The sequence below is a fragment of the Deinococcus arboris genome (genome assembly GCF_009755355.1).
Taxonomy (GTDB): Bacteria; Deinococcota; Deinococci; order Deinococcales; family Deinococcaceae; genus Deinococcus; species Deinococcus betulae.
Map to the genome: position 1 here is coordinate 1 of NZ_WQLB01000061.1, position 12347 is coordinate 12347.

A 12347-nucleotide genomic window follows, 5' to 3' on the forward strand; every position below is an offset into this window, starting at 1 on the left:
TACCCTACTTCAACAACTTGCCACAACCCCGGCGATGTGAGTGGGGCTGAGGACGTCCCGCCCAACACGGCGCCCATCCGGCAATACCGAAGCCAGTACCTTGAGCCCCCGGCAGCGTGTCTAGATCAATGACGCAGTGGACGCATGATGTGCGTACAGATGAGACGTGGCATGCTGCCATACTCACCGGGCATGCAACGGGCAGTACAGATTCTTATTGAATTTGGTCGGAATTTCGTATTTTTTTGACCCGTCAGTTCCAGTAATACAGCGCCGCTGTTAGAGGCGTCTTACGCGCACTACTGCCATGACGACAGCGGTGGTGTCCTTACCTTGCCGACGAAGCCCTCGCTCCTGAAGCGAGCCGGGTCAGGAATACAGCAGCTTCAGTGATCAGCCACCCTTCTCTTTGAACAACCTAGGAGCAACTACTTATGTCAATGATCGGTATTGTCGGCTTTGGGCACGTAGGCAAGTCCATGCGAACCCTGTTCCCGGACGCGGTCATCTATGACCCCGCATATGCGGCCTCAGCCCGGCAGGAAGATATCAATGCGTGTCAGATCGTCTTCGTGTGCGTGCCGACGCCCATGACGGGCAGTGGCAGCGCGGACGTATCGATCGTCGAGGAAGTCGTTGACTGGATCGATCCCGGCGCCGTCATCGTCATCAAGTCAACCGTGACGCCAGGCACCACGGACGCCCTCAAGCGCAGAACCGGGAAGCGGATTGTCTTTTCGCCTGAATACGTGGGTGAAAGTCCGTACTACCTGCCTGAGGGCTTCCGGCCCGACAGCTGGCCGTTTGTGATTGTGGGGGGCGATAACGCGGACACGAAACCCGTCATGAACCTCCATATTGAGAAGCTCGGCCCGACGAAAACGTACCGTCAGACGACGGCGCTTCAGGCGGAAATCTGCAAGTACATGGAGAACACGTGGCTGGCGATGCAGGTCATCTTTGCCAATCAGTTTTTTGACATTGCCGAGTCTGCGGGCGCGGACTACGCGGAATTGAGGGAGTTGTGGGCACTGGACCCGAGGGTCTCGAAATGGCATACCGCCGTTTTTGCCAGTCGGCGCGGTTACAGCGGGAAGTGCTTGCCCAAGGACGTCGCGGCGATCCACGCCTATGCCCGGAGCTTGGGGGTTCCTACCGCACTTCTGGACGGCATTGAGCGTGCCAATGACACCTATACGGCGGTCAAGGATGACGCCTTCTTCACCTTGACGTAAAGCGCAGGGTGACGGGCAAGGCGGCCACGCTGCCTGCTGCCCTCACAGACCACTGAGAAGTGGGTCCATACGGCGAAGAGAGATTGGAGCCGATGGCGTCAACCGTACCTGCGGCGCTGCATTCCGCTTGAGCACCCCTACCCCAATTCGCCTGTCCGGTACATCAAATGGCGGCCTTGAAGGCATCCAGTAGTTCAAAGCAGCGTCCTTCATTCTTACCCGCAGCGTTATTTCGCAGTCGCCCGGTTCATTCCGGAGACCCAAGTCAGGCAGGACCGCCGCTTGGTCCAGCGGTCCTCTCCGGCTGACATGACCTTGAGAACGCCGAACCTCGATCAACTTAACCCATCTTCCAGCGAGGACATGACGTGTCAAAAATCCCCATTTTGTTCCTGCACAACCGCAGTTACGACAGTGCCGAGCGTATTTTTTCAGATCAGGAAGCCTGGAGCGCGTACGAGGTGCACCTCGTGACCAGCGCGAAGTACACCGATCCCAGACTGCAGGAGCTGTGTCAGGTCACGGTCACGAACATCAGCGACCTCCACGAACTCGAGGTGTTCTGCGGCCGCCTGATCGAGGAGAATGCCATTCAGTACGTGTCGACCGTCACCGAGTATTTCGTGCTGCTCGCAGCCCGGTTGCGGAACACGTATGGGTTGCCCGGGATGACCTTTGCGACAGCGCAGCGCTTCCGAGACAAGGTCCTGATGAAGACCCTGCTGGCCGCCGAGGGGGTGTGCACCCCAGCGTTCGCGGTGGTGCACACCCAGGATGAGGTGCTGGCCTTTCATGAGCGGCATGGACGCTGTGTGCTGAAACCCATCCAGGGCGTGGGCGCCAAAGACCTGACCGTCATCGGCAGCGCAAGGGAGCTTCCGGACGTCACCGAGTGCAGTCAGGAGATGGAAGTCGAAGCCTTCATTGACGCGCCCATGGCGCACTGTGACGCCATTACCGTCGCCGGTGACGTGCAGTTTTTTTCAGCAGGTCAGTACCTGCAGCCTCCCGGTGCCTACCGTCAGGCGCTCTTCAACAGCTCCGTTCAGATTGAGGATGCGGCCCTGCTCCAGAGGTTGCGGGGCGTCCAGGAGCACATCAATCGTGTGCTTGGCCTTGAGGATGGCGTGACGCATCTGGAGGTATTCTTGACCCCTGAACTGGTGTTCTGCGAGATTGCCGCCCGCCCAGGTGGAGGCGGCATTGCGGAGACCGTCGAGTTCAAGTACGGCGTCAACCTCTTGCGGGCGCAGGTGTATCTGGATTGCGGCCGGCGCGAGGCGCTCGTCTTCGAGGGGAGCGGTCGCGCGCAGGCGGCGGGACACCTCGGCATTCTCGGTCCCCAGAACGGGGGTATCGTCCAGATCCTTGCTGAGGGTCGGCACCGTGGGCAGGTGCTGGAGGTGCAGCACGTGGCGCCTTCACAGGCGACCTCGCCCCGGCACTGCACCGATTACTCAACGCTGTGCCTCGTGCAGGGCGAATCCCACCAGGCGCTGCGCTCGGACCTGCAAGAGCTTCAGGCGCGCATTGCCGCAACCTGGGGGGCGTGAGCAGTGACGGTCTACACGCCCGTCACCGAGCACCTCCTAGCTCAGCTGCGTCAGCTGTACCAGTTGCCGTTCGTGCTGGACCTGGTGGAGGAGGTGGAGGACGGCAGTTCTGACTCCTGCCATTACCTGCGCACCCCCGCGGACACGTACTTCCTGAAAATCCACGAGGATAAAAGCACCAGTCCGCATGGCAGCGACGCTCCTTTCGAGCGGATCCTGGACCTCAACCGTTTCGTGGGGGAGCGCAGTGAACGCTGCAAGAGACTCTGGATGCTCACGCCGCATCTCACGGCCGGGCGCGTGCCGTACGCTCACGTGAATACGGGGCAGGCCACCAAGACCGCCTCGCTGTGGCCGTACGTCACGCCCGTTCATCCGGACGCGCCTGGCGTGACGGGGTTCAGCCTGCAGGACTACGGGGAAGCCCTCGCGGAACTGCATCTGCTCCTGAATCAGCATCCCACGGCCTGCGACATTCCATTTGAACGCAACCTCGAGACGGTGCAGGCCACGTTCGCTCGGCTGGAAGAGGCCAGCCGGCGCCTCCCTCACTTGGATGACCACCTGAGTGCGCTGGGCCATCAGGGCAGCGGCGCAGTGATGCGGTCCCTGCGGGCTCACCTGCAGGTCCTGCACGGGCAGTGGGCGCACGTGCACCGGGATCATCAGGTCACGTGGGGGTGCATCCATGGGGAGATCAAACCGTCGAACACCCTCATTCACCGGGGCCGGGTGGTGTTCATTGACATGTGCAAGGCCGGCTACGCGCCGCTGGTGCTGGACGTGGCCATGGGCGCGCAGGCCTTCTCGAACCGTCACTCCGTGGACTCGGGCGGCATTCAGCACTTTCTAGAGGGATACATGACGCATGCTCAACTCACACGGAACGACGTGCAGGTGCTGCCGTTGATGCTTCACACTGCGCAGGTTCGCCTGGCGGTCTACCGGGCCCTGGCTGTGGCCGTGAGCGGCCCCAAGGTGAAAGATTTCCTCACCCCACTAGCCCTCGCGGATACCCTGGCCGAAGGGACCCTTCAGGGGGGGTGGTGAGTGATGAACGCAGACGCGTTGTCCGTGCTGCTGGTCCTCGACCGCCGCAGCTACTTCGGCCCCGTGCCGCCGGAGGTGCGCGTGCTGGGCGGCGTGCAGGTCCACCTTCCCGTCCGGGACAGAGTAACGTCCGTGGTGCTGCCCAAGACGCAGCGTGCGGAGCGGCTCATGACCGGCGAGGACCTTCAGGGTTCGGTGCTGCAGCTGCTGAACGCCAGTCGTGGCCGCCCGGCGCCCCAGGTGGAGGTCTTTGACGGGCTGAGCGTGAACCCGCGGCTGCACCGCCTGCTGGATCCGGCGCCCGGGGAGTCCGCCATCGCTGCGCTGCTCCTCCACGTTGACCCGGAGACGGGAGACGCAGCGGTGTACGCCAAGTCCGCCGAGAACGCTCACGGCGTTCTGTACGCCCTGGTGGCCCTGCTGCCCCTGCAGGCGGACCTCACGGTGGTGGACGTCTGCCGTCAGGTGCTGCGGGGCGGCGCTCTGGCCCATGAGGTGAAGGCCCACACGGGGCGTTTCGTGGTCCACCATCCCGGAGTGGACATCGAGCGCAAGCTCAACCTGCCCGGCCAGGTGGACATCGTGGCGCTTGCCCAGCAGTTCCACCGGCACGTGTCCACCCACGCCGGCCCGTTCCGACCGGAGTTCAACGATGAGATTCAGTTCTACGAGCGGCACGTGGACATCTACCAGGTGTTCCGTGGGCAGGAGCAGGCGGGGTTCGTGACGTTCACCCGGCACCCGCAGGGCCGCGTCCGGGTGCGCAGCAAGCTGTTCACGCCTGACCCCCACAAGAAAATGGAGGCCGTCCTGGGCTGGTACGAGCCGCACGTGGAGACGCCGCTGGCCTTTCTCGGACGCACCCTTCCGGCGCTGCGCGCCGAGTACGCCGGGCCGTTCGTGCGGGTGAAAGTGGACCTGAACGTTGAGGACCTCGCCACCGGGCACATCTTCTCGCTGGGGTTCGACCAGACGAACACCGGTCACGGCGCCCACCACCAAGTGGAAGTAGAGTACGTCCGCACGCGGAACACCGCGGCGGCGCAGGCGCACACGCTGGACCGCGCCCTGTCGAGGCTGGTGGACTTCAGCCGGAGTTGGTGCCAGCAGCAGGGCGTGCCCGCGGCCGACACCACCCTCACCAAAGGGGACATGGTCCTGAACGCCCGGGCAGAGGCCGCCCATGCGTGACCCGGCCCCCCTGGTCAGCGTGTTGATGTCCACGTACAACGACGACCCCTACATCGACCTGGCCCTGCGCAGCATCGCGCAGCAGACGTTCACCGATTTCGAGGTGCTGCTGATTGATGACGGCAGTTCACCCGAGTACGTCACCCGCCTGCGGCAGCTGGCCGTGGACCCCCGCATCCGGCTGTTCACTCAACCGAACCAGGGGCTGACCCGCACGCTCATTGAATACACCCCCCTGGCGCGTGGACGGTACATCGCGCGGCACGACGCCGATGACGTGTCCCACCCGGAGCGGCTGCGCCGGCAAGTCGAGTACATGGAGCAGCACCCGTCATGCGCCCTGCTCGGCACGAACGCGACCATCATCGACGGGGCGGGCACCCCCGTGCGCCGCACGGCTTTTGCCACCACCTCCCAGGACCTGAAGCGGCTGCTCCCCACCCAGAACCCCTTCGTGCACGGCTCCGTGCTCCTGCGCACCAGTTGCGTGCACGAGGTGGGCGGGTACGATCCACGCTACCCGGTGATGCAGGATTACGAACTCTGGATCCGTCTGGCGGGCCGGTACGACGTGGCCAACCTCGAACAGCCCTACTACCAGTACCGGGTTCACCCGCGGGCCATCTCGCACCGGCGGGCTGAGGAGCAGCAGCGCATGATCGCCCGGGCCCGCCGCGAGCATTACCAAGCGTCGACGCTGGAGCACGCATGACCCGAACCGTCCAACACCTCGGTATTGGGCTGGGGCCAGCCAACCTGGCCCTGGCCGTCGCCGCACTCGAAGGCGGGCACGCCGCCGACCTCGAATTCTGGGAGCGGCAGGGACCGGACTTCCTCTGGCATCCGGGCATGCTGATGGCGCACAGTGAGCTGCAGATTTCGTTCCTGAAGGACCTGGCGACCCTGCGCGACCCCAGCAGTCACTTCACTTTCGTCCGCTACCTGTGGGAGGTGGGACGACTGCAGGACTTCATCAACCTCGGTCGTTCCTCGGCGTACCGCCTCGAGTTCTCCGAGTACCTCACGTGGGCCCGGCGGAAACTGCCGCAGCAGATGGTGCGCTTTCACCGTGAAGTCCTGCGCATTGAGGAGGACGCCTGGGGGGAGGGCTTGTGCGTGCACTACCGCCAGCAGCACACGGGTGAGGAAGGCCAGGTGCAGGCGCGGAGCGTCATCCTGGGCATGGGGAAAGTCCCGTCCCTGCCCGTCTCCATCCCCGACCACCTGCAGGACCGGGCCATTCACTCCCACCAGTTCCTGCAGCACCTCCCGCGCTTCCCCCGCGCCACGCCGCTGCAGGTGGTGGTGGTCGGTGGCGGGCAGAGCGCCGCGGAAGTCATCCTTCATCTCCATGAGCACCTGCCGCACTGCACCGTCACGTCCGTGCAGCGCCGGCTGAATTTCGAAGCGGCGGACGACTCCCCGTTCAGCAACCAAGTCTTTGACCCCGCTGCGACAAACGCCTTCTATCAGACCCCGGCGGCGCTCCGGCCGAGCCTGCTTCAGGCGGTCCGGAACCGCAACTACGCCGCGGTCAGTCGCCGAACCCTTCACCAACTGTTCGAGCAGATGTACTTCGACCAGGTGCAGGGCGCGCCGCGCATCCGGCTCGTGAATCAGACCGAAGCGGCGCGGCTGTCCGGCCAGGGCCAGCAGGTGACGCTGCACACCACCCACCTGCCCACCGGCCAGCGGCACGACCTCACGGCCGACGTGGTGATTTTCGCCACCGGCTACGCGTCACGCTACCCGAACGTCCTGGCGCCCGACCTGCAGGCGCGCGTCGCGCAGGGCCCGGGCATCAGCCGGGACTACCGGCTGCTGCCGGCCGCTCACCCGTTCAACCTCTACGTGAACGGTGACGCAGAAGCCTCCCACGGCATTTCTGACGGTCTGCTCAGCGTGGTGGCGCTGCGCGCAGGCGCGATTCTCGAGGCCCTCCAGTCACCGGCCGCGGCGCGGGTGCCGGAGGTCACCGCATGAAGCGCCTGCTGCTGCTCACCAACACCCGCAGGCACCTGGACGCCGCGTTGAAACACCCGTACCAGGTGACGGTCCTCACCGAGCACCCCTGGCGTGTGGACCACCCGAACTGCACCTGCATCCACGTGCCGGCCTTCCAGGATCTGCACCTTCAGGACGCACTGGCGCTGCTGCCCGGCGCCGCAGATGCGGTGGTCGCTCTGACCGATGAAGCCACGGTACTCGCGGCCGACCTGGCCTGGCATTACCGCACCACCTCCCACCGGGCGCAGGGGGCCAGGTGGATGAAACACAAAGATCAGATGCGCCGCCGCCTGGCCGCGCACGCCCCGCAGCACAACGTGCCTCACCTGGTGGATCCGTCCGCTCAGGACGTGGAGGCCTTCCTGGCAAGGTACCGCGAGGTGATCATCAAGCCCGGGAGCGCCACCGGCAGCCAGCTGATCCATCACGTCTCAACGCAGGACCAGGCCTGTGCGGCCCTGGACGCCATCCGCGCGGCCCGCCTGCAGCCCCTCGTGGAGCAGTTTATGCGCGGCCAGGAATACAGCGTCGAAACGTTCTCCTACGCCGGCGACCACCAGATCATCGCCATCACCGACAAATACAAAAACCAGCATTTCGTCGAGATGGGCCATCAGGTGCCCGCCCGGTTGACACCCGCTCAGACGGTCACCATCCAGGAGGCGGCGCGGACAGTGCTGACGGCGCTGGACCACCACGACGGCCCGGGGCACACCGAGGTGATCCTCAACGACCACGGTTGTTTCGTCGTGGAAGCCCATCCCCGACTGGGCGGCGACAAAATCACCACGCTGGTGGAACTGGTGTACGGCATCGACCTGGCCGAGCAGGCCGTCACGTGGGCGATGGACCGCACGACACTCGCGGTGAATCCCAGCGCGCGCGGATCAGCGGCCACCGTGTTTTTCGATCCGTCCGTGGCCGCCAGACTCCCCCAGGCGGCGCACGCCGCGTTCGAGGCCCACCCCCACGTCGCCGCCTGGAAGCTGCCCGCGGGCCCTGCACACCCGGCCGCGCCCTACCGCTCGTCCCGTGACCGCCAGGGGTACGTGGTCTACCACCACCCCGAGAGCCCCCACGCCCACCAACACGCCCAAGACTGGCTGACCGAGGTCCACCATGACTGAACCCACACGCGTCGTCATCACGGGAGGCTCCAACGGCATCGGCAGAGCCCTCGTGGAACACTTCGCCCGCAAGGGCGCCCAGGTCACCTTCACGTACCACACGGACGAGGCGTCCGCCCGGCACGTGCAGGGTACCCTTACCCGGGAAGGGCACGCCGTCACCTGCGAGGCGCTCAACGTCACCTCCTCCGCGCAGGTGCAGCAGTTCGCAACTGCGTTGTCGGACCGCCACGCGGCGCTCGACGCCCTGATCAACAACGCGGGCGTGTCCGACAACACGCCGTTTTCAGCCTATGACCGGAACCACTGGCAGGACAGCCTGAACAGCAACTTCTTCGGCGCGGTGGAACTCAGTCACCACCTTGAAGCCCCCCTGCGGCGCGCGCAGGGCTCCATCATCAACATGTCCTCCATCCGCGGCCTCACCGACCACGGTCGTGCGGGCGTGATGGCCTACTCCGCGGCCAAAGCCGCGCTCCTGAACTTCACCGCCACCCTGGCCAAGGAACTGGCGCCCCACGTGCGGGTGAATGCCATCGCGCCCGGATTCGTGGACACCCGCATGTTGCGCGCCAGCACACCAGACCGCCTCGAGCACTTCAAGCAGGGCGCGCTGATCAAGCGGCTGGTCACCTGCGAAGAAATCGCTCAGGCGGCCGAATTCCTCTTCACCTGCCGGGCCGTGACAGGCCAGACCCTGGTGGTCGACGGCGGGTACACCCTCGGGAACTGAAAGGCGTGAAGGTACCGCACATGACCCTGAACCCCCAACCGCAAGCCCGCCGCTTCACCGCGCCCCTGCGCCTCGACGACCTGTCCAGCCTGGGTGACTTCGACAGTGCGTACTGGGGCCTGGCGCCCACCAGAAACCACACCACCTACTTCGCGTTGTGCTCCCACCACCCAGGCGGGGCCGCCACGCTCTTCAAACACCACCCTGAAGGCGGGATCACGGCCGTGTGCTCCTTACAGGGCGTCGGGGCGCCCCTCACGCACCCGCAGGCGGTGGGCCACGGCAAGATTCACACGAAGCTCTTCTGGGACGCCCAGGACCGCCTGGTGTTCGCCAGCCACTTCGCTTACCCCGGCGCGGTGCCGCAGGCCGTGCAGTACGAAGGCGGGCGGGTGTTCACGGTTGACCCCCAGACTGGCCACGTCACGGACCACGGGGTGCTGTTGGCCGGCGAAGGCATTGTCACTATGGCATTCGATGCCCACAGGCACCGCGTCTACGCCCTGACCTCTCCCGGTTTCCACTTCATCGCGTTCGACCTGCACGAGCAACGGGTGCTGTTCCAGCAGCAGGTGGCCGCGGAGGGCAGCATCTGCCGGGACATGTGCGTCGACCCGGAAGGCACCGTGTACCTGTGCGCGGAACCCCACCAGGTGTACACGTACCGTCCAGGTGACCCGCACCTCACGCCCCTGCACACCGACTTCGGACAGCACACGCAGGCCCTCCCGGAATGGAGCGCGGACAACAAAACCGGAGCGAACCACGTTGGACGCCGCATCTGGCGGTGCGTCACCCACCTGCCCGACCATCAGGCCCTGCTCGCCATCGACGCGGCCGACAACGCCGCATACCTGATCCACCTGCCCGGCGGGGCCACCACCTGCCTGGGCACCGTGGACCCGCACGGCAACCCGGACGCGTACCCCTCACTCTCCCTCACCGGTGAAGGCGACATCTACCACTACCTGGCGGTGGACGGCCGCTTCGACTACCAGTTGTCGCAGCGCGTCCACAGCCCGTGCCGGCTGGCCCGCATTGACGTGGCCCAGCGCACCATCACCTTCAGCGCCCCCCTGACCGAGGGCCAGCACTGTCTGCTCGGGGTCGCTGGCGCAACCGCCAGCGGCACCACGCTCCGCGCCCTGGGCATGTCCGCCCCGCTCGGCGCCCTCGGCGCCGGACCCGACGACCGGTGGACGCTCACCCTCGCCACCCTGGACGTCCAAGCGTGACCTCGCTCAGCCCATCCGAACAGCACCTGCTGACCCGCGTACCGTGGAAAAAAAGTGAGTTCTTCAAAGACCCCTACTTCCGCGAAGGACTCCTGACAGTCCAGCAGGCATTCGCGGACGCCCCCCTGGACCACCTGCAGGAACTCACTCTGGTGGTTTTCCGTCCCGACGCCCTGCTGCTCGGGAAAGCCCACGACATCTACCAGCAGATCCTGCAGCGCGGGTACGTGCCCCTGGCAGCCCGCACCGTCCACCTGAACCGCAACTGCATCCGCGAGATCTGGCGCTACTCCTACTACGTGGCCAGCGCCGACCGCATCACGCTGCACGAACGCATCTTTGACCTCACCGAGGCCGTGGTGGTGCTGTTCAGGGGCGTGAGCCACCCCCAGCCGGCCACCGTGCGCCTGAGCCTGAACAAAGGCTCGGCGAAACACGAAAAACAAGGTGGCAACGCCATCCGCCGGACTGTGGGGTCACCGAACCGCTTCCTGTCCCTGTTTCACGTCTCCGACGAACCCATTGACGTCGTCCGTGAACTGGGTGTGCTGTTCAACTGGCAAGACCGCCTGGCCTTCCTGCATGATGCCCAGCAGCACTGGGACGGCACGGGCGCGCAGCGCAGCACCGAAGCGCAGCTGCTGGCCCAGCAGGAGCGGTGCGCGCCCCTCGGCACGCTAGGGTTCGAAGCGGCCCTCAGCCGCCGCCACCTCACCCTCCCGGCCCACTTCCCGGCGCTGGCGTTCACCGACGACCTACTGCACCACCAGGTGCCCGAACCTGCCCACCGCTGGGCCAGCGTCGCCCTGGCCAGCTTCCTCGTCAACCCCTATGATCCCCAGTTCCAGGACACGCAGTACGAAAAATTTGACCGGTACTGGAAGGACCCCACCGGCGCCTCCCCATGAACGACATCACCCGCCCCCACCACCGTGAACGCGTCCTGACGGAGGTACTCGAACGCGAGTACGGGCTGACGGTTCAGGACCTCCAACCCCTCCCCGAACAGGGCCTGCTCGGGGACGTCTGGACGCTGAACCACACCCTGATCGTCAAGCGGCCCCGCCTCGGCGGAGGCGCGTGGCAACCAGAAGGGAACGTGCTGTTCTCGTCCCTGCTCATGAACGCCCTCCACGGCGCGGGCCTGCCCGTGCCGGAAGTCCATCCGAACCTGCACAGACAGTACGTCACCGTCGTCCCCAACTGGGGCTCCGTGCAGGTGATGACCCGGCTCAGCGCACCGCCAGACGGTCCCAGCCTCCCACCCAGAGAGCTGGCTCATTTGCTGGGCGGCCACGCGGCTCACATTTCCCGCGCCGGCACCGCCTGGTTCAGGCGCCAGGACCTCCCCGCCCCACTCAGCCGAGACCCATGGTCGGTGGACTCCATCCACACGCAACTCCTGCACATTTTTCAACTCGAAGAGGGCAGCAGCGCGTCACGCCAGCGCCACAAGCTTTTTCAGCTGGCCGAACGGCTGAAACACCACCCCCTGGCCCCCCCCGAACTGACCGAAGAACTGGAAGACGCAGGTCCACTGAGGGCCCTCGAAGAATGTCGGTGGCTCGCACGCCATCCTCAACGCTGCGTGCCCGACGCCGTGGTCCACAACGATCTGAAACCAGGCAACGTGTTTATTCAGTCACAGCCCCAGCCGTCCATCGTCGGGTCGTACGACTACACCATGGCCAGCTGGTGCTGCCTCATCCGGAACGTGAGTTCCACCTATATCGACTCAGGGTGGTTCATAGAAGACCGGAAAGGCGGCACGTTCGACCTGCTTGAACGGCTCGCGGCAGGCCACCAACAGCAGCTGCCGTTGACGGCCCACCATATGCAGGGCATAGCCGTGGACTTACACACCGTCGCCCTCAAGAAATACATGCTGCGCTGGAATTACTGGAAAGGCGTCCTGGCCGGCACCACTGCTGGAACGGATCTCGCTCACATCTGCATGCTCAAACCCCTGGAATTCCTGAAGCCCCTACGGGAAACGACGCTGGCCATGGACGCCCAGCACTGCCTGCACGATACGCTGCTCACCCCTTACTGACAGCGACGTCAGTCCAGCCTGATGTGCTAAACGCCGTGGCTTGACCAGGGCAAACCCGGGGGCGTGCCCCCCACGCGCACCTGCTTCTGTCGTCACGAGGACACCCCAGCGACCACGGAATGACCCTGCATCTGGGCTGTTGCTGCCCTAGGCGCCTCTCTCT

11 protein-coding genes are annotated in these 12347 nt (G+C 65.2%); all 11 read left to right on the forward strand.

What is annotated here, in order from left to right:
* The first annotated feature begins 440 nt into the window (after positions 1-440).
* The 11 genes from GO986_RS22010 to GO986_RS22055 all read left to right on the forward strand — a co-directional run bounded on the left by GO986_RS22010 (position 441) and on the right by GO986_RS22055 (position 12184).
* On the forward strand, positions 441-1235 hold the full coding sequence (locus GO986_RS22010) for a UDP-glucose/GDP-mannose dehydrogenase family protein (protein ID WP_198170925.1): 795 nt from the start codon (positions 441-443) through the stop codon (positions 1233-1235).
* Between the two features lie 368 nt (positions 1236-1603).
* Positions 1604-2788, forward strand: coding sequence for an ATP-grasp domain-containing protein (locus GO986_RS22015; protein ID WP_157461671.1), 1185 nt, complete (start codon positions 1604-1606; stop codon positions 2786-2788).
* Positions 2789-2791: 3 nt separating this feature from the next.
* On the forward strand, positions 2792-3838 hold the full coding sequence (locus GO986_RS22020) for a phosphotransferase (RefSeq protein ID WP_157461672.1): 1047 nt from the start codon (positions 2792-2794) through the stop codon (positions 3836-3838).
* A 3-nt stretch (positions 3839-3841) separates the two neighbouring features.
* A complete protein-coding gene (locus tag GO986_RS22025; RefSeq protein WP_157461673.1) occupies positions 3842-5029 on the forward strand; it encodes a hypothetical protein in 1188 nt (395 codons plus the stop codon).
* Positions 5022-5741: a glycosyltransferase family 2 protein gene (locus tag GO986_RS22030; RefSeq protein WP_157461674.1), complete on the forward strand. Its 720-nt coding sequence runs from the start codon at positions 5022-5024 to the stop codon at positions 5739-5741. The genes GO986_RS22025 and GO986_RS22030 overlap by 8 nt, the downstream gene beginning before the upstream one ends.
* The gene (locus GO986_RS22035; RefSeq protein WP_157461675.1) at positions 5738-7012 is read left to right on the forward strand and encodes a SidA/IucD/PvdA family monooxygenase; all 1275 of its coding nucleotides are present in this window, start codon (positions 5738-5740) and stop codon (positions 7010-7012) included. The genes GO986_RS22030 and GO986_RS22035 overlap by 4 nt, the downstream gene beginning before the upstream one ends.
* The gene (locus tag GO986_RS22040; RefSeq protein WP_157461676.1) at positions 7009-8163 is read left to right on the forward strand and encodes an ATP-grasp domain-containing protein; all 1155 of its coding nucleotides are present in this window, start codon (positions 7009-7011) and stop codon (positions 8161-8163) included. The genes GO986_RS22035 and GO986_RS22040 overlap by 4 nt, the downstream gene beginning before the upstream one ends.
* Positions 8156-8896 (forward strand): SDR family NAD(P)-dependent oxidoreductase, encoded by a 741-nt coding sequence (locus tag GO986_RS22045; RefSeq protein ID WP_157461677.1) that lies wholly within the window; start codon positions 8156-8158, stop codon positions 8894-8896. Before GO986_RS22040 ends, GO986_RS22045 begins: the two co-directional genes overlap by 8 nt.
* Before the next feature lie 20 nt (positions 8897-8916).
* Positions 8917-10131: an SMP-30/gluconolactonase/LRE family protein gene (locus tag GO986_RS22720; RefSeq protein WP_198170929.1), complete on the forward strand. Its 1215-nt coding sequence runs from the start codon at positions 8917-8919 to the stop codon at positions 10129-10131.
* Positions 10128-11039, forward strand: coding sequence for a nucleoside-diphosphate kinase (locus GO986_RS22050; protein WP_198170931.1), 912 nt, complete (start codon positions 10128-10130; stop codon positions 11037-11039). Before GO986_RS22720 ends, GO986_RS22050 begins: the two co-directional genes overlap by 4 nt.
* Positions 11036-12184: a phosphotransferase gene (locus GO986_RS22055; protein WP_157461679.1), complete on the forward strand. Its 1149-nt coding sequence runs from the start codon at positions 11036-11038 to the stop codon at positions 12182-12184. Before GO986_RS22050 ends, GO986_RS22055 begins: the two co-directional genes overlap by 4 nt.
* The last annotated feature ends 163 nt before the right edge of the window (positions 12185-12347 follow it).